This window comes from Streptomyces panaciradicis (assembly GCF_023516615.1).
GTDB classification, from domain to species: Bacteria; Actinomycetota; Actinomycetes; order Streptomycetales; family Streptomycetaceae; genus Streptomyces; species Streptomyces panaciradicis.
Map to the genome: position 1 here is coordinate 25,787 of NZ_JAMGBF010000104.1, position 20,065 is coordinate 45,851.

The following is a 20,065-nucleotide window of genomic DNA, read 5'->3' on the forward strand; positions in this document are numbered from 1 at the left end:
CACAGGTGTTACGACAGCCAGGCCGCCACGGCCGAACCATTCCCTCCCCTCCCGACACGCCATGTGGAGATCACGCATGCCTGCACCCGTGCCCCCGCCCCCGCCCGCCACGGCGAACGGAGACGTCCCGTCCGAGCAAGTCGTGTCCGGCCCAGGACACCGGCTTCGCCTCCTGCTGCTGATGGCAGGCGCCTGTCTGCCCATCCTGGGGGCCGTGCTCATCGCCCCGGTCCTGCCGCAGATGCACGACCACTTCGCCGATGTCCCGGGCGTCGACGTGCTCGTTCCCATGGCACTGACGGTGCCCGCTCTGGCACTGGCCCTGCTGGCCCCCTTCGCCGGCGTCCTCGTGGACCGACTCGGCCGCAAGGGCCTCCTCGTCACCGCCACCCTGGTCTACGCCGTCCTCGGCACCGCACCCCTGTGGCTGGACTCCCTCGTCGCCATCGTCGCCAGCCGTGCACTCGTCGGCGTCACGGAAGCCGCCATCATGACCTGCTGCACGACACTGCTCGGCGACTACTACTCCGGCCGGCAACGCGACCGCTACCTCGCGATGCAGACGATGTGCGCCGCGATCTCCGCCACGGCCTTCTTCGCGCTCGGCGGCGTGGCCGGATCGGCCGGCTGGCGCGTTCCGTTCTGTGCCTACGCCGTGAGCCTGCTGCTCGCCCCCGCCATGGCCGCATTCCTGCCCCGGCCCCTCCCCCATCAGACCGGCGCTCACCACACCGTCTCGGAGCCGAGGACCAGACGGTCCTTCCCCTGGCGCCCCCTGGCGGGCACCTGCGCACTGACCGTCTTCGGCGCCGTCCTCTTCTACACCCTCCAGGTGGAGATGGCGTTCCTCCTGGACGACATGGGCGTGAGCGACTCCGGCGTGATCGGGCTGGCCACCGCCATCACCAGTGCCGCGATCGTGGCCGGCTCAGCCCTGTTCGCCAAGGCCGGCCGCAACCCGCAGGCCTGGCTGCCCACCGCATTCGGCCTGTGCGCGCTCGGCTTCACAGTGGTCTGGCTCTCCCCCAACCCCGTCGTGCTGACCCTCGGTGCCGTCATCACCTGTCTCGGCGGCGGCATCATGCTGCCGAGTCTGCTCACTCTCGCGATGTCCAAGCTCGACTACGCCGACCGCGGCCGCGGCACCGGCCTGTGGACGGGATCCTTCTTCCTCGGCCAGTTCATCTGCCCGCTGGCAGCCCTCGCCCTCACTTCCGCCGTCGGCACCCTGCCGAATGCCATGGGCGTACTCGCCCTCGCCGCGGCCGCCGCCACCGCCGCACTCGGTCTCGCCGCCCGCCGCCGGACGGCGGCCGTCCCGGAACCCGTACGGCAGATGGCCGGCTGACCACCGCACAGGTCGGTATCGCGGGACTCAACGCCTGCCATACCGACCTGTCCTGTCCCGAACGGAGAACGATGCTGACACTGATCGCCGCTGTCCGCCGCAAGCCGGGCATGACTCACCGGGCGTTCCTGCGACACCTGCACCACGTGCACGGGCCGCTGGCCGCCGCGAACCCCCTCTGGATCAGGGGCTACGTCCAAAACCATGTGTTCGATGCGTCCTTCGGCGCCGAGGGCGACCCGGCCCACCTGACCGCGTTCGGACGCGACTCCGTCACCGAGCTCAGGTTCGACGACCTGGGTGCGCTGGCAGCCACGATGTCCCACCCGTACTCACGCGAGGTCATCGGCCCCGACGGTGCCCGGTTCAACGACCTGCCCAGCGCCCTGGCCCTGCTGACACGAACCGAGGTGCTGATGCCGCCACCCGAGACCGACGCAGACACGGTGAAGGTGCTCCACTTCGTCCACGGAGCACAACGGCTGGAACGGGACGACATCGTCGACCGATGGCAGACCGCCAACAAGTACCTCGTCGACAAGGAGGAATCGGAGTTCAACAGGGTGCGCGGATGGGTCCAGCACCGTCAGGTGCCAGGAGCCGAGGAGGCGTTGCACCATTTCGGCGGGACGGAGACCCTTTACGCAGGAGTCGCCGCCCTCCACTACCGGTCCGAGGACGAGGCACTGGCGCACTTCCCCTCGTACGAAAGCTCGCTGCGAGAGCGATCCGAGGAGAGCGGCGGCTTCTACGACCCCTCCCGCTCGTTCGCCCTCTACAGTCGCGAGGTCACCGTCTTCTGACCCGCCCCCTACTCACCACAGCTCACGTAGCGGAGGCGAGCTGCCGGAGTTTACGGACCGGCACCGTGTGGTTCACGGTGGCTGCCGCGCCGGCCGACCAGCGCAAGAGCATGGAGCTGCCGTCGACATCGACCATATCCGGTTCACCGAGTCCGGCCGGTTCCCCGGCAACCTTCACCTCGACGCCGAACTGGTTGGTCCAGAAGTACGAGGGCAGTGCCACCCCGGCCACATCCTCCCCCAGCAGCGCATCCGCCGCGACGCGCGCCTGCTCCACGGCGTTGGTCCAGTGCGGGCGGCGGCCGACCCCGCGGACGACCGCGGCATCCCCCGCCGCGACGATGTCGTTCGCGACGCGGCCGCGCGAGTCGGTGACCACACCGCGGTCGAGCCTCAGGCCCGAGCCGGTGAGCCAGTCGACGGCGGGTACGTCCCCGACCGCCGACACGATCACATCGGCTGTGAGAAAGTCACCGTCGGCGTCGACGCCCTCCAACGTGCGGGATCCGACCAGCCGGACGCCGCCGGGAACCGTCCTGAGCACCACTCCGTGCTCACGCGCGGCATCCGTGATCACCTGGGCGAGCACCGGTCCGAGCACCCGCCGCAGCGGCGGGTCCCGGTCGACCACCGTGACCTGCAGACCCAGGGTGCGGCACGTCGAGGCGATCTCCATGCCCAGCAGCCCCGCTCCGATGACCAGAACGCTGTGAGCTCGTGCCAGGTCCTCGCGCAGCGCCGCACAGTCGGCGAGCGTGCGCAGCACCTTTTCTCCCGCCATGCCGGGCGGGCTCAACCGCCGGGCACGCCCCCCTGTTGCGATCACCAGGCCGTCGTAGGGCACCGGCTCGCCGTTGTCGATGACGATCCGGCGTGCCCTGGTGTTCAGCGAGACAGCCCGGGTCCCGAGCCGCACATCGACGCTGTCGTCGAGGGGCGGCAGTGCGGTGGAGGCGTCCGTCGCCTCACCGGACAGCACGGTCTTGGACAAGGGAACGCGGGTGTAGGGCTGTTCGGTCTCTGCGCTCAGGAGGGTGACCGTCCCCTCGAAGCCCCGCACGCGCAGCCAGCTCGCGGCGGTCACCGCCGCGATCGAGCCCCCTACGACGGCGATCCGCCTCATGACGTGGCCCGCAGCGCCGCGACCGGGCAGGAACGCACCGCCGCGAGGGCGGTCGCGTCGTCGTGGTCGCTGTCGGGAACCAGCTGCACCATTCCGTCGTCGTCCACCCGGAACACCTCCGGTGCGATGGCCTCGCACACCGCGTGTCCCTCACAACGGCCAGGAATGAGTTCGATGCTCACGGTCATACCCTTCTGGTGGTCACGGTGACCGGCAGGCTGTCCAGCCCGCGGATCACGTTGTTCAGGTGCCGGCCTGGCGGGCCGGCGAGTTCGATCCGGTCGACGCGGTCAAGCGGGGCGGTGAAGATCGCCTGTGCCTCGATGCGCGCCAGGCGCTGGCCGGCGCAACCGGGGAGGCCGTAGCCGGAGCCGACGTGGTCCATCGGCGCTCGGCCGATCTGGAGGCAGTCGGGGTCGGTCCACTTACGGGATCCCGGTTCGCCGACCCGAACAGCAGGCTCACCTGTGCCGGCTCCGGGATCACCACGTCCTCGGACGTGACAGGACACGTGGTTCTGCGGAAGACAGACCGCTGCCGATGGCGTTGACGGTGGTGTCCATGCTCGCCGCGAGGTAGGCCCGCAGCAGCGGTGCCACCTGATGCTCGCCGACCTCCTCCCCTGCCGCCAGGGTCCTCCCGATCAGGTCGGCGGCAACACGCACGGGGAACACGCGGGGCAAGTCCCGGACCACGTCGAAGCTCTGCCGATGTCCGTCCGCAGTCGGGCGAGGGCGCGCGCCGCCAGGCTCTCCGACAGGACATCGCTCAGCACGTCGTGCTCGGGTCGGTCGGAGGCGAGAACCTCGCCGCGACGCCGCTCGTTGAGAGCCGGCCTCCAGTACGACGCTTTCGACCGAGGAGAACCGTCCGTGATCACTCCACGCCGCGCGCACCTGCGCATACCGCGGCGGTACCCAGCAGCCGTGGCGCGACAGGTGGACCGCCGCTCCGAGCTCGCGCAGCTCTTCCCACACAGGGTAGGCATCATTGAGCACCTCATCCTCGAAGAGGTCCACATCGGTGACGGGTGTGGTGGTCGAGATCATGCTTGGTTCCTGTCCGCTCTGTGGTCCGCGCACCGGCGACGGGCCGGCCCATGAGACCGGCCCGTCGCCGACCCCTCAGAAGGGGTAGGAGGCATGCTGGGTGGCCAGAGTGATCCAGCGCGTGTTGCTGAATGCCTCGATGCCCCAACGGCCTCCGAAGCGGCCGTAACCGGAGGACCTGACACCACCGAACGGCGCTTGGGGATCATCGGCGACGGACTGGTCGTTGATGTGGACGATGCCGGTCCGCAGCCTTCGGGCCACGCGCAGGCCGTGTGTGCCGTTCTCGGTGATGATGCCGGCGGTCAGCCCCTGGTCGGTGTCATTGGCCATCGTGACGGCCTCGTCGTCGGTGGCGAACGTGTCGACGACACACAGCGGCCCGAACGTCTCCGTGCCGTACAGGTCGGCGTGGGCGGGGACCGCGCTGAGGACGGTCGCCGGGTGAGAGGCGTCCTGGATCTCCCCGCCGACGAGTACGGTGGCGCCCTTGGCGACCGCGTCCTCGACCAGGGCGGCGACACGGCGAGCCGCGAAGAGCCCGCAGCGCTGGTCGGGGTCCGTGTTGACCAGCGGGCCGATCACCGTGGCCGGGTCGGCGGGATCGCCGAACGGCAGCGCGGCGACCTTGGCCGTGAACTTGGCGATGAACTCCTCAGCGAGCGACTCGTGTACGAGGATCCGGTCGGCGGACATGCAGATCTGCCCGGAGTTCATGAACGCCGCGAAGGCGGCCGCGTCGACCGCGTAGTCCACATCGGCGTCCTCCAGGACGATGACCGCGTTCTTGCCGCCCAGTTCCAGGAGCGCGGGCTTGAGATGGCGCGCGGCATGGGCGCCGATGATCCGGCCGACGTGCGTCGAGCCGGTGAAGTTCACCGCGCTCACCGCCGCGTCGGTGATGAGGGCTTCGGCGATGTGCGGAGCGTCGGCGGGGTCGTTCGTGATCACGTTGAGGACCCCGTCGGGCAGTCCGGCTTCACGCAGCAGGTCCCCGATGAGAAGCCCGGCGGACAGAGGAGCCACTTCGCTCGGTTTCAGCACGACCGTGTTGCCGGCGGCAAGAGCGGCGGCAACCGAGCGGGTCCCGAGAATGACGGGGGCGTTCCACGGGGAGAACGCGGCTACCACACCCAGGGGTTCGCGCACCGCGAGGCTGAGGGCGCCATCCTGCTGCGTGGTGAGCACTTCGCCCCGCGGGGCGGTGATCAGAGCGGCCGCCTCGCGGAGCATCGCGGCGGCCAAGGTCACGTTGAACGACCCCCACAACCGGGTCGCGCCCACCTCGCTGGCCATCACGTCCACGATGTGCTCGCGCTGCTGCTCCATCAGGTCGGCGGCCTTGACGAAGATCGCCCGACGAGTGGACGGGTCCAGCCCCGCCCAGTTCTCGAACGCGGCTTGGGCGGCGTCAACGGCGCTGCTGACGTCCTCGACGCCGGCCGCGGCCACGGTGGCGTACATCTGTCCGGTGGAGGGGTTGATGACGGACGTTGTGCGCCCGGATCGCGCACCCTTCTCCTTGCCGTCGATCAGCAGTTCACGGGTGATGACCATGGGGGCGACTCCATTGTCAGAAGGGTCACTGCGCGGGCACGATCCACGAGGTTGTTTTCCGCACCATCGGGAGACCGTCGGCCGCGCTGGGGACCAGGTAGGGGTGACAAGGCCGTCCGCGAGGACAGCCCAGACCACGAGGAGGGCGGTACGGATGGCCTTGCCTTGGGGGGAGAGGGACTGCGGCCCGGGGCCGCCGGAGCGGTCGATGCCCGTCGTCCGTCTTCGAACGGCCGGGACTCGACTACCTGCGGAACAAGCCGAAAGCCGCTCTCCCAGGATCCCGCCGGCCGTCTGTGCGTTGTTGCTGTCCCTCGCTGATGATGCTGCTCAGCGGCCCGGGAGTCCAACACGGATGCTGGTACACAGCCATCGAAGATGACGATTGACCAACTCCGGTCCGCAGCCGCGCTGTCCACGCGGCGGGACGTCAATGAATCGCAACCTTCGATCATTACGTGCGCGATTCGGTGTTGGACCCCGGCCCATGGCGGTACGCATGATCGAGGGAGCAGCGACCGCCATGCGAAGCGGCGGACTTCCCGTGCCGCCACGCCCGGACAAAGCACGGCACTCGCAGCGGATGCACACCGTGACAGCCGCGCCGGCTGACACGGCGGCCGTCGACCTCGGAGCCAATGATGCCTTCAACGACCCTGCCCTCAAGCGACGTCGACCTTTTCGCCACGGACACACTGCTCGATCCCTATCCCGTGTATGCGCGCCTACGAGATGCGGGACCGGTGGTCCGGCTCAGCCGCTACGACGCGTGGGCGTTGCCGCGCTACGAGCAGGTCAGTGCCGCGTTGCGTGATCACGAGACGTTCAGCTCCGCGTCCGGCGTGGGCTTCGCGGCCGGCATGAACGAGCTCATGGCCGGCGGCGTGCTGGCCTCCGACCCCCCTCACCACACCTCTCTGCGCGTCATCCTCTCCCGCATGCTGATGCCCCGGGCGCTGCGGGACCTCGGCCCCTCGGTGGCCGCCGCGGCGGAAGACATCGTCGACCGCTTGGCGACCGGCGTGGAATTCGACGCGGTGTCCGACCTCGCAGAGGCGTTCACTCCGCGGTTCGTCGCCGATCTCATCGGTCTGCCCGAGGAAGGCCGCGACCAGCTCCTGGAGTTCGGCGCCTCCACCTTCGAGGGTCTGGGTCCCTTGGGAGAGCGGACACCTGCCGCGATGCGACAGCAGCAGGCTCTGCTGCACTACGTCCGCACCACCGCCGCCCGGGACCGGCTTGCCGAAGGCGGTCTCGGCGCTCGCGTCTGGGAGGCGGTCGACTCGGGCGAGATCGACGAGGCCGCAGCGTTCACCCTCATGATGGCGTTCCTCGCCACGGGCATGGACACCACGATCCTCTCCTTGGCGGCCGCCGTCCGGCTGTTCGCCGAACACCCCGACCAGTGGGACGCCCTGCGGAGCGACCCCTCGCTGCTGCCCGCCGCCTACCTCGAGGTCCTGCGCATCGCATCTCCCGTCACCCTGTTCAGCAGGGTGACAACCAGGGCTTGGGAGTGCGACGGCGTCACCATCCCCGCAGGTGATCGTGTCGCCGTGATGTATGCCTCCGCCAACCGCGACGAACGCAAGTGGGGCGACCCGGAGCGCTTCGACATCACCCGGAAGCCGTCCGATCACCTGACCTTCGGCGTCGGCATCCACGCCTGCGTCGGCCAGAACCTGGCCAAACTTGAAGCGCACGCCCTCCTCACAGCACTGCTGTCACGGGTGCGCCGGTTCGAGATCGGCAAGCCCGAGTTCATCGTGAACAACACCCTGCACGGGCTGAGCAAGCTTCCCTGCCGGATCGTCACCTGAGCCGACCGCACTGCCGAACGCCTCGAGTGAAGGCCGGCCCCAGCTGCCACCGCAGTCACCCTTGGTCCGGTAGCAGCAGCGGTGCTGCCCACCTCGTCGGTCACCCCGCAGCTGGTTCATGGGTCGCTTTGAAGACGGTCATGTCCGCCGACCTGCTACTGCTCGCCGCCGGCCTGTATGCCATCTCCTTCCTCAGGGTCGACGCCGGCTACCTGCCCTTCCTCGGCGGCCTGGTCCTGGCGGGCTTGGGCATCGGCGTGAGCGGCGCCGTCGGCACGACGGCCATCACCGGCTCGCTCGGCCGCACGCCCGTGTATCCGAACGCCGCCCGCGGCGGCCGGCCTCCACGTCGCGGATCAGCGCGGCACCAGGAGCGCGGCACCCTCTGACGGCGTCAGGAGCGCATTCATGAACGGCCTTTCCGGCGCGTCCTCGGTGCAGCAGGCTCGGGGTAAGTGGCAAGGCACTTGAGAACCAGCCCCATGCCGTGCTCGACGTCGAGTCGACCAGGGGTGGTCGCGATCGCGCACCGCACGCGGTCCCGCCGTCGGGGTCCGATGCGCCGGTGATGCTGTGGGCCGCGTGCGCGCACGTTGCCCCTCAGCCACGGGTTGAGCTGGGGAGTGGGCGCGTTTCTCCGGGAGTGCTGCCGAAATGGCTCCGGAAGACCCGGGTGAAGTGGGCCTGGCTGGCGAAACCCCAGCAATGGGCGATCTCGGCGATCGTCAGATGGCGGGAGCCCGGATCGGTGAGAACCTGCCGGGCCTTGCCGAGCCGCTGTTCGAGAATGTAGCGGGAGGGGCTGACTCCGGTCGACTGGAAGATACGGCTGAGGTGCCGCGTGGACACTCCGATCGCCTCGGCAACGCGGCCCGAGCTCAGCTCCGGGTCGGCAAGGTGCCGGGCTATGTAGTCCTGAGCAACCGCCAGTTGGGAGAGCACGACGGGCGGAGCGGAGCCGCCCAGCCGCGGTGCGGCCAGCGTGCGGACGAGGGAGAGCACAGTCGCCTGGGTGCCGGCCGCGTCCTCGCCGCCCTGCTTCGCGACCCAGTCGTTCATTACCGCCTCCAGCGCGGAGGCCTGTGCGCCTTCGGCGGCCGACCCCCTGCCGAGCAGTATCGGCGCGGACACCTCACCTGGGGCACAGTGCGTGGCGAACACCTCACGGGGGATGTCGACCAGCAGTTGCCGCATGGGAGAGGGGAAACCGAACAGATAGGGCCGGCGTGTGTCGTAGAGGATCATGTCGCCTGTCCGGAGGGTGACGCAGCCACCCTCGTGGAAGAACACCCCGCAGCCTTCTGTCAGCAGCGTGACGAAGATCGACTCCTTCGGCAGGGTCTGACAGATCCGTGGGGTCCGTTCGATGACATGCTCGTTGCCGTCGATCTCTGCCAGCCGCAGGTCGCCCAGCTCGACGTTCACCTCTGAGGCCAGCAGGCCTTCCTGCGAGTACGACGAACACGTCAAGCCCACCAGAGCCTGTCGGTTGTGTTCCTCCCAGAAGTCGATACGGTCCGCCGGATCGACCGACTGCGTGGACACGCGGGAGACGGTAGGCAGGTTCACCTGAATCTCCTTTCCAGCCCATGCGTCCCTGGTGACGGTGGCGCAGGACCGCTCTGCCGTGACGACAGGGAGTCGATGCAGCCGCTGAGCCGGCCTTCGTGCTCTGACGTGCGGGGCCGTCCGAGGTGCTGGTGCTGTCTCTCGGCGAGGGTACCCCCGGTGCGCTGCCCCGTCACGGGTCGCGCCCTTGAGGCGGAACAGGCAGACCGGGAGCGGCAGGTACGGCGGCCGAGTCCGGCGGCAGCGTGGTCGGCTGCCGCCCCTCGTGTGCTCGACCACCGAAGACCTGTCACGATCGTGGCGAGCCGGTCTCAGCACCTCCCCCGCGGGCCGAGGTCGGCTGCGTCGCAGTCCCGGCCGCCGCCGCGCAGGGGATGAGAGGGTCGACACGGTCACGGTGTGCGGCGGGATCGACAAGGATCTTGATCTGGTGTCCCGGGCCGCCCAGCAGCGCCTCGAAGCCGTGGGGTATCAGGCCGTCGAGTGCGATGGTCGAGGTGACGACCGGTGTCAGATCCAGCCCCCGCTCCGCGACGAGCCGGATGAGTTCCGGATAGGTGTCGCGGTAGCCGACGCTGGCGACGATCGACTGCTCGTTGTTGACCAGGGCGAAGGTGTCCAAAGACACCTGAGGCGCCAGGCCGACGAGGACGACCCGGCCACCGCGCCGGGTAGCGGCCAGGCAGGTCCGCAGGGCTCTCTCGGAGCCGACGACCTCGAACGCGGCATCGACCCCCTCACCGCCGGTCAACTCCCTGATCCGCTCCCCCACACCTTCTTCCGTCCGCGCATCGATCAGATCGGTGGCGCCCAGTCCGGCCGCGCGATCCAGGCGAGCGGAGGAAACGTCGACGGCGAAGATGCGCCGAACGTTGCGTTCCGCGGCGAGCCGGACGGTGAGCAGGCCGACCGGGCCCAGGCCGACGACCGTCACCGTCTCGGGAGTGGCCCCCGCGCGCCGTAGCGCGTGCAAGGCGACCGAGGCCGGTTCGAAGAGCGCGGCCTGCTCCAGCGGCACGGCCTCGGGGAGACGGTGCGCCATGTAGGCCGGGATCGCCACGTACTCGGCCATGCCGCCGTTACCCATCAGCCCCGCGAATCCGAAGTGCCGGCAGATGTTGTACTCACCTGCCCGGCACCGTGGGCAGGCCCCGCACCGGTAGTTCGGTTCGACCGCCACCCGGTCTCCGATCGCCAGGCCGATCACCGACGGCCCGAGGGCCACCACGGTCCCGCAGAACTCGTGGCCGAGGACGAGCGGAGCTGTGGCACCGGAGCCTGGATGCGGCTCCCCGACGGGGATGGCGTGCGGACCGTCGGCGTATTCGTGCAGGTCACTGCCGCAGATACCGCAGTAGGCGACCTCGATGAGCACCTCGCCACGCTCTGGTGCGGGGACGTCCACCTCGGCAATGCGGACGTCCCTGGCTCCGTACCAGACAGCGGCCCGCATGCGCCGCGTGTCGGCCCTCATTCGGCCGTTCCCGCCGCCACCGTGCCAGAGCCGAATGCGGCCGTGGCCCGCTCGGCCCGCCGGCGCAGTACCCGTGGGGCGGTCTCCCGCAGACCGAAAGACAGCAGGACGACGGCGACGGCGCCACCGGCGGAGATGAACATGGCCGTCTGCAGGCCCCAGACATCCGACGCCCGCCCGGCGATCACCGGGGCAAGGAACCCACCGGCCAGCTCACCGATCCCCATGACCAGCCCGAGTGCGGTGGCCAGCGCACCACGGGGCACCGTCTCGGCGGGGATGGTGGCCATGAACAAGGTGAAGCAGCCGAGGCCGGTGTACGTGAGCACGACGACCAGGCCCAGCACCACAGGATCGCTGACGTACACCATGGCGAGTGGACACAGGGCCGCTGTGGCGGAAAAGGCGATCATGGTCGGCTTGCGGCCGATGCGATCGGAAACGGCGGGGGTGAGGAACCCCCACAGCACCCACCCCACGCCCAGGCACGTCATGACTGCACTCATGGTGCTCGGGGAGAAGCCCTTGACGGTCAGCAGATACGTGGGAGTGAAGGTGACGATGACGATGAACCAGGTGAGATAGCAGCACGCGGCCGCCATGCACAGGATGATGTTGCGGTGTCCCAGAACCTCCCGCACCGACGGCTTGGGCACGGCCGTCGTCCCGGGGGCGGCCTCGGCGTCGGCGGCGGCGACCTGGACCCGGCCGCCGGGCGGCGCTTCCCTGACCGACTTCGCGATCCAGGCCGCGATGAGCAGACCTGGCACGATCGTCAACAGCAAGGCAGTCCGCCAGCCGTGGAGTTCGGCGATCCACACCACGACCAGCGGGGCGAGGATCCCGCCCATCAGACCGGCCGACGAGCCCTGCAGCAGTCCCATGTTGAGACCGCGACGGCTCTCCCGGGATGCCTCCACCATCATCGACTGGGCCAGCGGAAGCACGGCTCCTTCCGCCACGCCCATCAGGGCCCGGGCGACGAGCAGTCCGAGGAAGCCGGTCATGAGACCGCCCGCCGCGGAGAAGCAGGAGAAGAGGACGACCGCGCCGATCAGGATGGGTTTGCGTCTGCCGAGCTTGTCCGACAGACGGCCGGCGACCAGTCCGGACAGCGCCCAGGTGAGGGCCAGCACCCCGGACAGGGTGCCCAGCTCGGTGTTGGAGAGGTGGAAGTCCTTGCTGATGTACGGGGCGAGGAAGGGCAGCGCCTGGCGGTCGAAGAAGACGAAACCGAAGGCCAGGAAGAGGATCAGCAGCAGCCGGTTCTCATACCGATGTGCTGCGCCGTCGGTGGCGACGGGAGTTTCTGCGTCGGGCCGGACCCGGGTACGGATACGTGACATCGGAACCTCGTTCGAGCGGTGGGACCGGGATCACCGGAAGAGTGAGTTGACGTAGTCGGCACCGATGCCGACCTTGTCGTAGTGGTTCCTGCACAGCTCGATGTAGTCGTGGACATCGAAGTAGCCGGTGGTGTTGCCGTCCTCGTCCAGCCAGATCAAGGGACCCTTGACGATGAAGAACGCCTTCATCGGCTCGTCGCTCTCGTAGGCCACCAGCGTGTGTCCCTCACCGGGTGCCTCGTAGACGAAGTCACCGGCCCGCGCGGTCCACGGCCGCTCCAGGTAGCCCCATTTGCCGGAGATCGTGTACGCGAACACCTCGTGCGGGTGGTAGTGCCGGTTGACGAGGCCGGCCTGCTTGGCGCAGAGGATGTCGGCCCAGGAGTTGTCCTTGACGTTGATCCACAGGGGCCGGGATCCCACGGTCTCGCTGAGCGGTGCGTAGTACCGGTCGTCGTCGGTGGCCACCTGGGACAGATAGACCTCCGGCTGAGCGTCGGGCTTCAGCGAGTCGGCGATCGGCTTGAGGCTCTTCCAGAATTCCGACCTGGCTTCCTCGGGCATGTTTCGGCTCCTTGTCGTCGAGGTGACCGACAGTGAACCTCCTGAGCCGCAGGCAGGTCTTTCCCCTGGCAGACGTGGAGGATTGCCTGTTTGGGACATGCGCCTCTTCGCGACCTCACGTGCACAGCGGTGGACCGATATGCACGGCCGCCAGTTGCCTTCGGCCTCTCTGGCAGCGGCCACGACCGGCTGGACGGCATCGGGGCCACCCGTCGCATCGCCGCCGACGACCGCGACCGCGCCGTCATCATCAACGGCTTCGGCCTTGGCGGAGTACGCCTACGACGGCCTTGCGCGCAGGAGCCGGCGGCTTCGTTCTGACCGACGCCCGCCCTGTCTGCTGTGGCTCGCCGCGAGCCTGGAGGCCATGACCGCCTGTGGGCCCTTCGGCCCCTGACCGACCTGTATGCCCCGCTCCTGCTTTTGTCGGATGCGACCTCACGCGAGCCTGCCCACGGGGAGGGGCCCCGTTGAGCAGGCTCGCGATCGCGGATTCGACGGTCGGGATCCTTGAAAGCGCTCTTCCTGACCACCTCGGAGGAGGTCAGGACGCTGACGTCGCTCAGCCGGGCCCAGACTCAGCTCACGTGTGGGTCGCCGCGCCCGCGGCGTCGAGGCCGGCCAGGACAGGGCACAGTTATCCGGCTGCTTTTCCGGCCTGGCCCAGGTGGCCCGGAGCGTTGTCGACGCTGAATCGGTAAGACCCTGATCCGACCTCGAACACGGCGGTCCCGTGCTCCATCCGGAGGAACCGCACTCCCCTGACGTCGTCGGCCGGCCGGCCTCCTTCGGTGACCGCCCATCGGTTCGCGGACGGGACGTGGACCTCGGCAACGGTGTTGACCGGAACCGTCACCCGCAGATCGAAGCCGCCGTGGTCGGTGTTCCAACGCGACGACAGCAGGCCGTAGACGGTCTTGAGACTCCCGGAGCCCTGCGTCAGGTTTCCACCGGGTGCCGGTGCGATCCGGGAGCGTTTGTAGCCGGGCTCGATCGCGGAGAGGCCGCCGATGTTCTGGAACATCCAGTCGCCCACGGCGCCGTAGGCGTAGTGATTGAAGGAGTTCATCTCGACAGGACCGAAGCTGCCGTCGGGCATGATCGAGTTCCAGCGCTCCCACATGGTGGTGGCGCCGTTGACGACCTCGTAGCCCCATGACGGGTAGTCCGTGTGCAGGAGCATCTTGTAGGCCAGGTCGTCCCTGCCGATCCTGCTCAGCGCGGGCAGCAGCAGCGGTGTACCGATGAAGCCGGTGCGCAGGTGGTTGTCGGTGAGTGCCAGTTTGGCCACGAACTTCCCCCCGGCCTTCTCGACCAGTGCGGGGTCCGAGATGAGGTCCATGGCGAGGGCCATCGCGTATCCCGTCTGCGAGTTGCCTTTCACTGTGCCGTCGGCCGCGACGTAGGCCGCGGTGAAGGCGGTGCGGATGTCGGCGGAGAGCTTGCGGTAGTCGGCGGCGGCCGCATCATCACCCAGGGCGTTGGCGACCGCGGCCATCATGCGGGCGTCCTCGGCGAAATAGGCCGTACCCAGGATGCCCTGCTCGGTCGGGTCGTCGAGGTTCAGCCAGTCATTGGTGAAGAACGTGGTGCGGCCGGGTTCGAGCAGGTCCGGTCCGGCGCTGTCGCGTACGAACTGGAAGAACTTCCGCATGGCGGAGTAGTTCTCGCGCAGAATTCGGGTGTCGCCGTAGGAGTGCCATACGTGGTACGGCACGGTGATCATCACGTCGTCCCAGCCGACACCGCTGTCGCTGAACTGTCCCTGCGGAGTCGGCACGACCGCGGGCAGGTCACCGTTGGCGTACTGGGAGTTGCGTACGTCCGCCATCCAGTGGGACAGGAACGCGCGGGTGTCGACGAGGTAGTTGGCCGTCGGCGCGAACAGGCTGATGTCTCCCGTCCAACCCAGCCGCTCGTCGCGGGCCGGGGTGTCGGTGGGGATGGAGAGGAAGTTGCCTCGCTGGCTCCAGGAGATGTTGCTCACCAGTTGGTTGAGCATGCCGTCCGACGTTTTCAGCGTGCCGGTGCCGGCGAGGTCGGATCCCCATACGACGCCCTTGACGTCGGAGAGCGCGGGGGGCTCGGTCACACCGTTGATCTCGATGTAGCGGAACCCGTGCTGGGTGAAGGTGGGCTGGTACGTCGACGTTCCGGTGTCGGCGAACGTGTAGCGGTCGGTGACCTTGGCGGTGCGGAAGTTGTCGGTGTAAAGGGTGCCGTTCTTGTTGAGCACCTCCGCGTAGCGGATCCTGACGGTCTGTCCGGCCGAACCGGTGAGGGTCAGCCGTGACACGCCGACCATGTTCTGGCCGAGGTCGTAGACGTATGTCCCGGTGGTGGGTTCGGTCATCTTCCGGGCCTTGAGCACCTGGGTCTGACGCACCGGCTCGTCGGTCTGTGGGACCAGGAGTGCGGTGTGCGACTCCAGGACCGCGGCGGATTCCCACGCGCTGTCGTCGAATCCCGGCCGACTCCAGCCCGACGGCGCAAGGCGCGCGTCGTAGGTCTCCCCGTCCTGCAGGTCGGCCTTCACGTAGGGGCCCGCGGCGGCCTTCCAGGAAGCGTCCGTTCCGATCCACTGGACGGAACCGTCGGTGTAGGCGATGCGCACCTTGGCCACCAGGGCGGGGGTGTCTCCGTACTGACGGCTCCAGCCGATCCCGACCTTGCCGGACCACCAGCCGTCCGCCAGGGAGGCTCCGATGGCATTGCCTCCGCTGTCGAGCAGTCCGGTCACGTCGTAGGTTTGGGACTGGATGCGCTGACGGTAGTTGGTCCAACCCGGGGCCAGGACCTGGTCACCGACTCGCTTTCCGTTGAGCTCCAGCTGGTAGATCCCCAGTGCCGAGGCGTAGATCCGTGCGGAGGAGACCTTCTTGCCGGCCTCGGTGGCGAAGTCCTTGCGCAGCAGCGGCAGTGGGCGGGACGCCGGTGCGTACAGGGCGTCGGTGGTGCCGGACACCACGAGGGCGGAGTCGACGATGTCACCGCCGGTGAATGGATTGCGTCCGGAGACGAAGTCGGTCTTCAGCAGCGTGGTGCCGTCGGCGCCGGTGACCACTGCGTCGTAGACCGTGCCCTTCTCGCCGCAGCACGCGTGGGTGCGGAAGCCGACGTAGCCCTTCGAAAACGTGGAGTCGGTGTAGGAGTTGACCGACTTGCCGTCGAGTGTCGTGGTGACGGTGCTGCCCGCCACGTCGTAGCGGACAGTGTGCCGGCCGGTGAGCAGATCCGCGTCCGTGAATCCGTAGGGAGCCAGATCCACCTCCTGAAGCACGGAGTAGACGCCGTTGACCTGCTTGTGCAGCCTCAGCAGCGGCGTCGGGCCCGCGACGTTGAACTGCCACATGTAGCCGTTGCTCGCATCCGGGGCGCGCAGGAACATGCCGAAGGCGGCGCTGTCGAGCTTGAAGTCGACCGTGGCCGTGTAGTCGGTCCACTTGCCCAGCTCACTCGGAGCCGCAGTGCGGGTGATCCATTGGGCGCCGTCCCAGTCGCCGGAGTGCAGCAGGCCGGTCTCGAAGGAGGCGTCCATGCTCCAACGGGTCGCGGCTCCCCTGTCGTCCCAGGCCCGAACGCGCCAGTAGTAGCGCGTGGCCGCCTTGAGGCCGGGACCGCCGTACGCGACGTCGACCTGGCGATTGGAAGCCACCTTGCCCGAGGACCACACATCGGCAGACCCTGGTGTGCGGCCGACCTGGATCTCGTAGGCCCGCTGCGATGTCGCCCGCCGGGCCGAGACCAACTGCCAGCCGAAGTCCGGATCCTCACCACCCATGCCCACCGGGTTCACGCGACCGTTGGTGGTCAGGGCCTTCACGGCGAACGACGCATCCGGCGCTGCCGCGCTCGCGGTGGACACCGAAGTCGGCAGGACCGCCGCTCCCGCCACCAAGGCGAATACGACAAAGCCTCTGAGGAGTCCGGACAGGAACGCGCGTTTGCGGAGCACGGCATCTCCAGTGGTTGAAACGTTTCAAACGCTCAGATTTCGGAGACCGTACTCAGGTTGTGAGGGACACGTCAAGCAGTAGGACACGGGTTGCCGAACTCCCTTTTCACGCCGTCATCTTCTCGCCACCGTTGGTACCGGCCCCTTTTGCCGCCGTGTGGTTGCCCCCCGCAAGACCGTGGGCGAGGCACATGACCAGGCGGGCGGCCAGCGAAGACGAGCGCCGGCGCGACCGCTTCTGGGGGACGTCGCCCATCTCCTGAGATCGACGAGAGCCCGTGGAGCGCAGCGCCATGACCGAAGTGCTCGCACGGCATCCGGACATCGACGGCGTGCTCGCCGCGTCCGACACGACGGCCGCCGGGGCTCTGCAGGTCGTGTGCGCGGCGGGACGATGCGTGCCGCACGACGTCGCCTTGATCGGCCTCGACGACTTCTCGCCGGCACTGTGCACAAAGCCACGGCTCACAACGGTGCGTCAATCGCTGGATGCGATGGGTCGGGCCATGATCCGGCTGCTCCAGGCAGACATGGAGGGGCCGTCCGTGGCCTACCGCCGCGCCATGCTCCGGATCAGGTTGGTTCATTCGTGAACGGCGCTGAGCAACGCCCGCCGCTCTGCACCGGGCTTGACCGCCCAGGGCTCGCAAGGGCTCCCGGCCCGAAGGCCCCCTCGGACGCGTGCCGGTCCGCGCCCCAGGGGCCCGCAAAGTCGTCGGCAACCTTTTCGCCGTGGGCGGCCACTGACCAGTGCACCATCGGCTCGATCCCGAACGGACAAGAAATCATGACGACGAGGCAGGCCGCGCGGCAGCGCAGACGCAGACAGAGACTCGTGCTGGGCACCACGGTGGCGGTGACCGCAGCAGGCGTTCTCGCTTACCTGGTCATGACGTTGCTCCCTGGCCACAAGGTCGAAGCGGAGCCGGCCGCGGCCACCCCGCTCGCGACCAACCAGCCAAAGGCCGTCGGCACGGCGTCTGTCAGCGCGACGCCGAGCCGGTCGTCAAGTCCGAGTGCGAGCGGCTCGGCCAGCCCGAAGACCACCGCGAGCCCCAAGGCGGCCAAGTCCTCTGCCAAGGGCACAGAAAAAGCGTCGCGCGACTCGAGCACGCCCCCGGCGGCAGGGCGGATCCGGCCCAACACCTCGTACCAGGGCGTCGCGACCGCTTACGAGGCCGGCGTCGGGGACGGGGCGTGCCTCTTCGGCCCGAGCCCGGACATGATGATCGCGGCGATGAACACCACCGACTATCAAACCTCCAGGGCCTGCGGCGCGTACGTGCTCGTCCGCGCGGCCAACGGGAAGTCGATCACGGTACGGATCACCAATGAATGCCCTCTGCCCTGCGCACCCGGGCAGATCGATCTCAGCCAACAGGCTTTCGCCAAGCTCGCCGACCTCAAGGTCGGCCGACTCCCCATCACCTGGAGCTTGGTGAGCCCCGGCTCCATCGGCACGATGTCCATCCGGTACAAGACCGGATCCAGCGCCTACTGGTGCGGAATTCAGGTCATCGGTCACCGCAACCCGGTCGCACGGCTGGAGGTCCGCACCGGTGGCGGCTGGACGCAGTTGCCCCGCACCAGCTTCAACTACTTCATCTCCGCCGACGGCAACGGCTGCGGCAAGGCCATCAGAGTCACCGATATTTATGGCGAACAGCTGACCGTCAGCAGACTCGCGGTCCTGCCGAACGTCGTACAACCGACGCGGGCCCAGTTCGCCCAGCACTGATCTCAGCAACTGTCAGCGCTGCCGACTGTCCCGAAGTGGCGTCTTGCGTGAGCGGTCGCACAGACTTCTGTGCGACCGCCGTGCTGATGGCGAGTGGGCAGGCGAAATGCTTGGCAAAGGTGATCTCTATCAGCGGCGACCAGCAAAGACCGGCGCGAAATTGCTCTTCCAGGTCTTCACCGAGCGCGAGGAACGGCGCGCAATCTCCATCGCATCGAACACCTCGTTCTCGGAGTGGAAGCAGACCATCACCGATCTCCGGCTCCGCGCGGCGATCGCAGACCGGGGCACCTTCAACGCGCGCTGCCAGTGACCCGGCAGAGGGTCGAGTCATGTCCCCTGGGCGGTGCGACTCCCGCATTACTACTGCCGGGCGAGCTCAGCCGCCCGGAGCTTCCGTGTCACCTTGAAGCCAGACATAGTTGACCGGCTGGGCCGCATTCCAGTTCTCGGCAAGGCCGGCGTCGACCGGCATGAACCCGGCCCCCCGATAACAGCGCAGAGCTTTCTCATTGTCTGGATGAACGCGCATGAAGACGTCGGAAAAGCCCGCCCCGACGGCCTGCGCGAGAAGCCCCCGCACCAGCACGCGACCGAGTCCCTTCCCGCGTTGGTCGGGCGCCACGATGATCCGGGCGAGTTCGACCTCGTCTTCCTCAGCGTCGAACCACAACTCCCCGTAACCGACGGCCTTCTCCTCCTCCACGAGGACCTGGGCCCGCACGTCGTCGTCCCGCTGCCAATCAGCGATCGTCTGTATGTCCACGGGGAACTCCTTCCGCCCGCACCACATGACGACCTCGTCGGCAGAAGTCGGCCAGGTCGCCATCGTGACGGCGTGAGCGTCGGCGAACGGACGAAGCTCCATACGTGTCGATCCATCCATGATCATGATCAGATAAAGCAACCGGCAGGCAGCCGGCACCACCTGCCCCATCTATTCTGCACGGGCAATGACAGGGGCTGGCGCCCTCAAGGGCGTCGGCCTCCGCCATGCTGAGCCCGCCCGCTCTCCGCCGGCCGAGCCAATTGCCCGTCCTCGGCATTTGCTGCGGAGAGGCCAAGAAATCCTTGAGCGCCCCAACCGAGGGTGGCACCCGCAGACCGAAGTCACCGGCCGGGGCCGGTTGAAGGAGTCGATCGGCGACTCGGCTGCGGTCCCGAAGCGCCGCAGGATCTCACCCAGGCTTGAACACCGAGGAGACCGCCCAGGCCCTGAACGTTGCTCAGGCACCTCCAAGAACCCGCCCCACTGAGTACCCATCAGTCGGCAGCCCGGCAGGCCGTCCGGGCCGGGATGAGGCAGGAAGCCCAGCCATCCCGGCCGGACCTCACCGGACGTACTTGGCGGGCTTGGTGGCGGTGTTGAGCAGGTACTCCAGGGGGCCGCGGCGGAAGAAGCGGGACCAGACGGCGGCGACCACGATCGCCCCGAGGACGTACATGAGCAGCGGCACCCAGGACTGCTGGGTGTCTGTCCCGGCGGGGGTGGACAGCACGGACTGTGCGAGGAAGTGGCCGACATAGGCGGTCAGGGACATGGTGCCCACGGCGATGACCGGCTTCGCCAGGCGGCGCAGACGCGGCAGGCGGTCCATCAGCATCGTCGCGCCCACGATCACGAGGATCGCGACGCCCACGCTGCCGATGATGTCGAACGTGGTGCCGCTGTGCGGCCCGGCGGTCAACAGTTCCGAGAACGACCGCTGGGGCTCGCCG

Annotated in this window: 17 protein-coding genes and 2 pseudogenes; 7 read left to right on the top strand and 12 right to left on the bottom strand. The window is 68.4% G+C overall.

Annotated features, from left to right (window positions below):
* Window positions 1–76 precede the first annotated feature (76 nt).
* Window positions 77–1,348 (top strand): MFS transporter, encoded by a 1,272-nt coding sequence (locus tag M8J74_RS29750; protein WP_249839403.1) that lies wholly within the window; start codon window positions 77–79, stop codon window positions 1,346–1,348.
* Between the two features lie 71 nt (window positions 1,349–1,419).
* The gene (locus tag M8J74_RS29755) at window positions 1,420–2,151 is read left to right on the top strand and encodes an EthD domain-containing protein (RefSeq protein ID WP_249839404.1); all 732 of its coding nucleotides are present in this window, start codon (window positions 1,420–1,422) and stop codon (window positions 2,149–2,151) included.
* A 22-nt stretch (window positions 2,152–2,173) separates the two neighbouring features.
* Here M8J74_RS29755 and M8J74_RS29760 read toward each other — a convergent pair whose 3' ends face one another.
* The 5 genes from M8J74_RS29760 to M8J74_RS29780 all read right to left on the bottom strand — a co-directional run bounded on the left by M8J74_RS29760 (window position 2,174) and on the right by M8J74_RS29780 (window position 5,880).
* Window positions 2,174–3,274: an NAD(P)/FAD-dependent oxidoreductase gene (locus tag M8J74_RS29760; protein ID WP_249839405.1), complete on the bottom strand. Its 1,101-nt coding sequence runs from the start codon at window positions 3,272–3,274 to the stop codon at window positions 2,174–2,176.
* The gene (locus M8J74_RS29765) at window positions 3,271–3,462 is read right to left on the bottom strand and encodes a ferredoxin (protein WP_249839406.1); all 192 of its coding nucleotides are present in this window, start codon (window positions 3,460–3,462) and stop codon (window positions 3,271–3,273) included. The genes M8J74_RS29760 and M8J74_RS29765 overlap by 4 nt, the downstream gene beginning before the upstream one ends.
* Window positions 3,459–3,659, bottom strand: a complete 201-nt coding sequence (locus M8J74_RS29770; RefSeq protein ID WP_249839407.1) for a hypothetical protein — start codon at window positions 3,657–3,659, stop codon at window positions 3,459–3,461. Before M8J74_RS29770 ends, M8J74_RS29765 begins: the two co-directional genes overlap by 4 nt.
* Before the next feature lie 97 nt (window positions 3,660–3,756).
* Window positions 3,757–4,323: a cytochrome P450 family protein gene (locus M8J74_RS29775; RefSeq protein WP_249839408.1), complete on the bottom strand. Its 567-nt coding sequence runs from the start codon at window positions 4,321–4,323 to the stop codon at window positions 3,757–3,759.
* Between the two features lie 75 nt (window positions 4,324–4,398).
* Window positions 4,399–5,880: an aldehyde dehydrogenase family protein gene (locus M8J74_RS29780; protein ID WP_249839409.1), complete on the bottom strand. Its 1,482-nt coding sequence runs from the start codon at window positions 5,878–5,880 to the stop codon at window positions 4,399–4,401.
* 743 nt (window positions 5,881–6,623) lie between these two features.
* Here M8J74_RS29780 and M8J74_RS29785 point away from each other — a divergent pair.
* Both M8J74_RS29785 and M8J74_RS29790 read left to right on the top strand, forming a co-directional pair.
* On the top strand, window positions 6,624–7,700 hold the full coding sequence (locus M8J74_RS29785; protein ID WP_249839410.1) for a cytochrome P450: 1,077 nt from the start codon (window positions 6,624–6,626) through the stop codon (window positions 7,698–7,700).
* Window positions 7,701–7,840: 140 nt separating this feature from the next.
* The gene (locus M8J74_RS29790) at window positions 7,841–8,089 is read left to right on the top strand and encodes a hypothetical protein (RefSeq protein ID WP_249839411.1); all 249 of its coding nucleotides are present in this window, start codon (window positions 7,841–7,843) and stop codon (window positions 8,087–8,089) included.
* Between the two features lie 211 nt (window positions 8,090–8,300).
* On the opposite strand, the gene M8J74_RS29795 is transcribed toward M8J74_RS29790, so the two are convergent.
* The 5 genes from M8J74_RS29795 to M8J74_RS29815 all read right to left on the bottom strand — a co-directional run bounded on the left by M8J74_RS29795 (window position 8,301) and on the right by M8J74_RS29815 (window position 16,608).
* Window positions 8,301–9,245: a helix-turn-helix domain-containing protein gene (locus M8J74_RS29795; protein ID WP_249839412.1), complete on the bottom strand. Its 945-nt coding sequence runs from the start codon at window positions 9,243–9,245 to the stop codon at window positions 8,301–8,303.
* 313 nt (window positions 9,246–9,558) lie between these two features.
* The gene (locus M8J74_RS29800) at window positions 9,559–10,743 is read right to left on the bottom strand and encodes a 2,3-butanediol dehydrogenase (protein ID WP_249839413.1); all 1,185 of its coding nucleotides are present in this window, start codon (window positions 10,741–10,743) and stop codon (window positions 9,559–9,561) included.
* Window positions 10,740–12,089, bottom strand: coding sequence for an MFS transporter (locus M8J74_RS29805; RefSeq protein ID WP_249839414.1), 1,350 nt, complete (start codon window positions 12,087–12,089; stop codon window positions 10,740–10,742). Before M8J74_RS29805 ends, M8J74_RS29800 begins: the two co-directional genes overlap by 4 nt.
* Before the next feature lie 30 nt (window positions 12,090–12,119).
* Window positions 12,120–12,653 carry a 2,4'-dihydroxyacetophenone dioxygenase family protein gene (locus tag M8J74_RS29810; RefSeq protein ID WP_249839415.1) on the bottom strand — a complete coding sequence of 178 codons (534 nt, stop codon included), beginning with the start codon at window positions 12,651–12,653 and terminating at the stop codon, window positions 12,120–12,122.
* A gap of 637 nt (window positions 12,654–13,290) precedes the next feature.
* Window positions 13,291–16,608, bottom strand: a complete 3,318-nt coding sequence (locus tag M8J74_RS29815) for a family 78 glycoside hydrolase catalytic domain (RefSeq protein ID WP_249839416.1) — start codon at window positions 16,606–16,608, stop codon at window positions 13,291–13,293.
* Window positions 16,609–16,892: 284 nt separating this feature from the next.
* Here M8J74_RS29815 and M8J74_RS29820 point away from each other — a divergent pair.
* The 3 genes and pseudogenes from M8J74_RS29820 to M8J74_RS29830 all read left to right on the top strand — a co-directional run.
* Window positions 16,893–17,201 (top strand): annotated as a pseudogene (locus tag M8J74_RS29820) (substrate-binding domain-containing protein); the annotation flags it as partial.
* A gap of 194 nt (window positions 17,202–17,395) precedes the next feature.
* Entirely contained in the window at window positions 17,396–18,346 is a 951-nt protein-coding gene (locus tag M8J74_RS29825) for an expansin EXLX1 family cellulose-binding protein (RefSeq protein ID WP_249839417.1), read from the top strand.
* 145 nt (window positions 18,347–18,491) lie between these two features.
* Window positions 18,492–18,644 (top strand): annotated as a pseudogene (locus M8J74_RS29830) (ATP-binding protein); the annotation flags it as partial.
* Between the two features lie 81 nt (window positions 18,645–18,725).
* Here M8J74_RS29830 and M8J74_RS29835 read toward each other — a convergent pair.
* Window positions 18,726–19,283 (bottom strand): GNAT family N-acetyltransferase, encoded by a 558-nt coding sequence (locus M8J74_RS29835; RefSeq protein WP_249839418.1) that lies wholly within the window; start codon window positions 19,281–19,283, stop codon window positions 18,726–18,728.
* 394 nt (window positions 19,284–19,677) lie between these two features.
* The coding region (locus M8J74_RS29840) for a DUF418 domain-containing protein (RefSeq protein WP_249839419.1) at window positions 19,678–20,065 on the bottom strand (388 nt) is incomplete at its 5' end.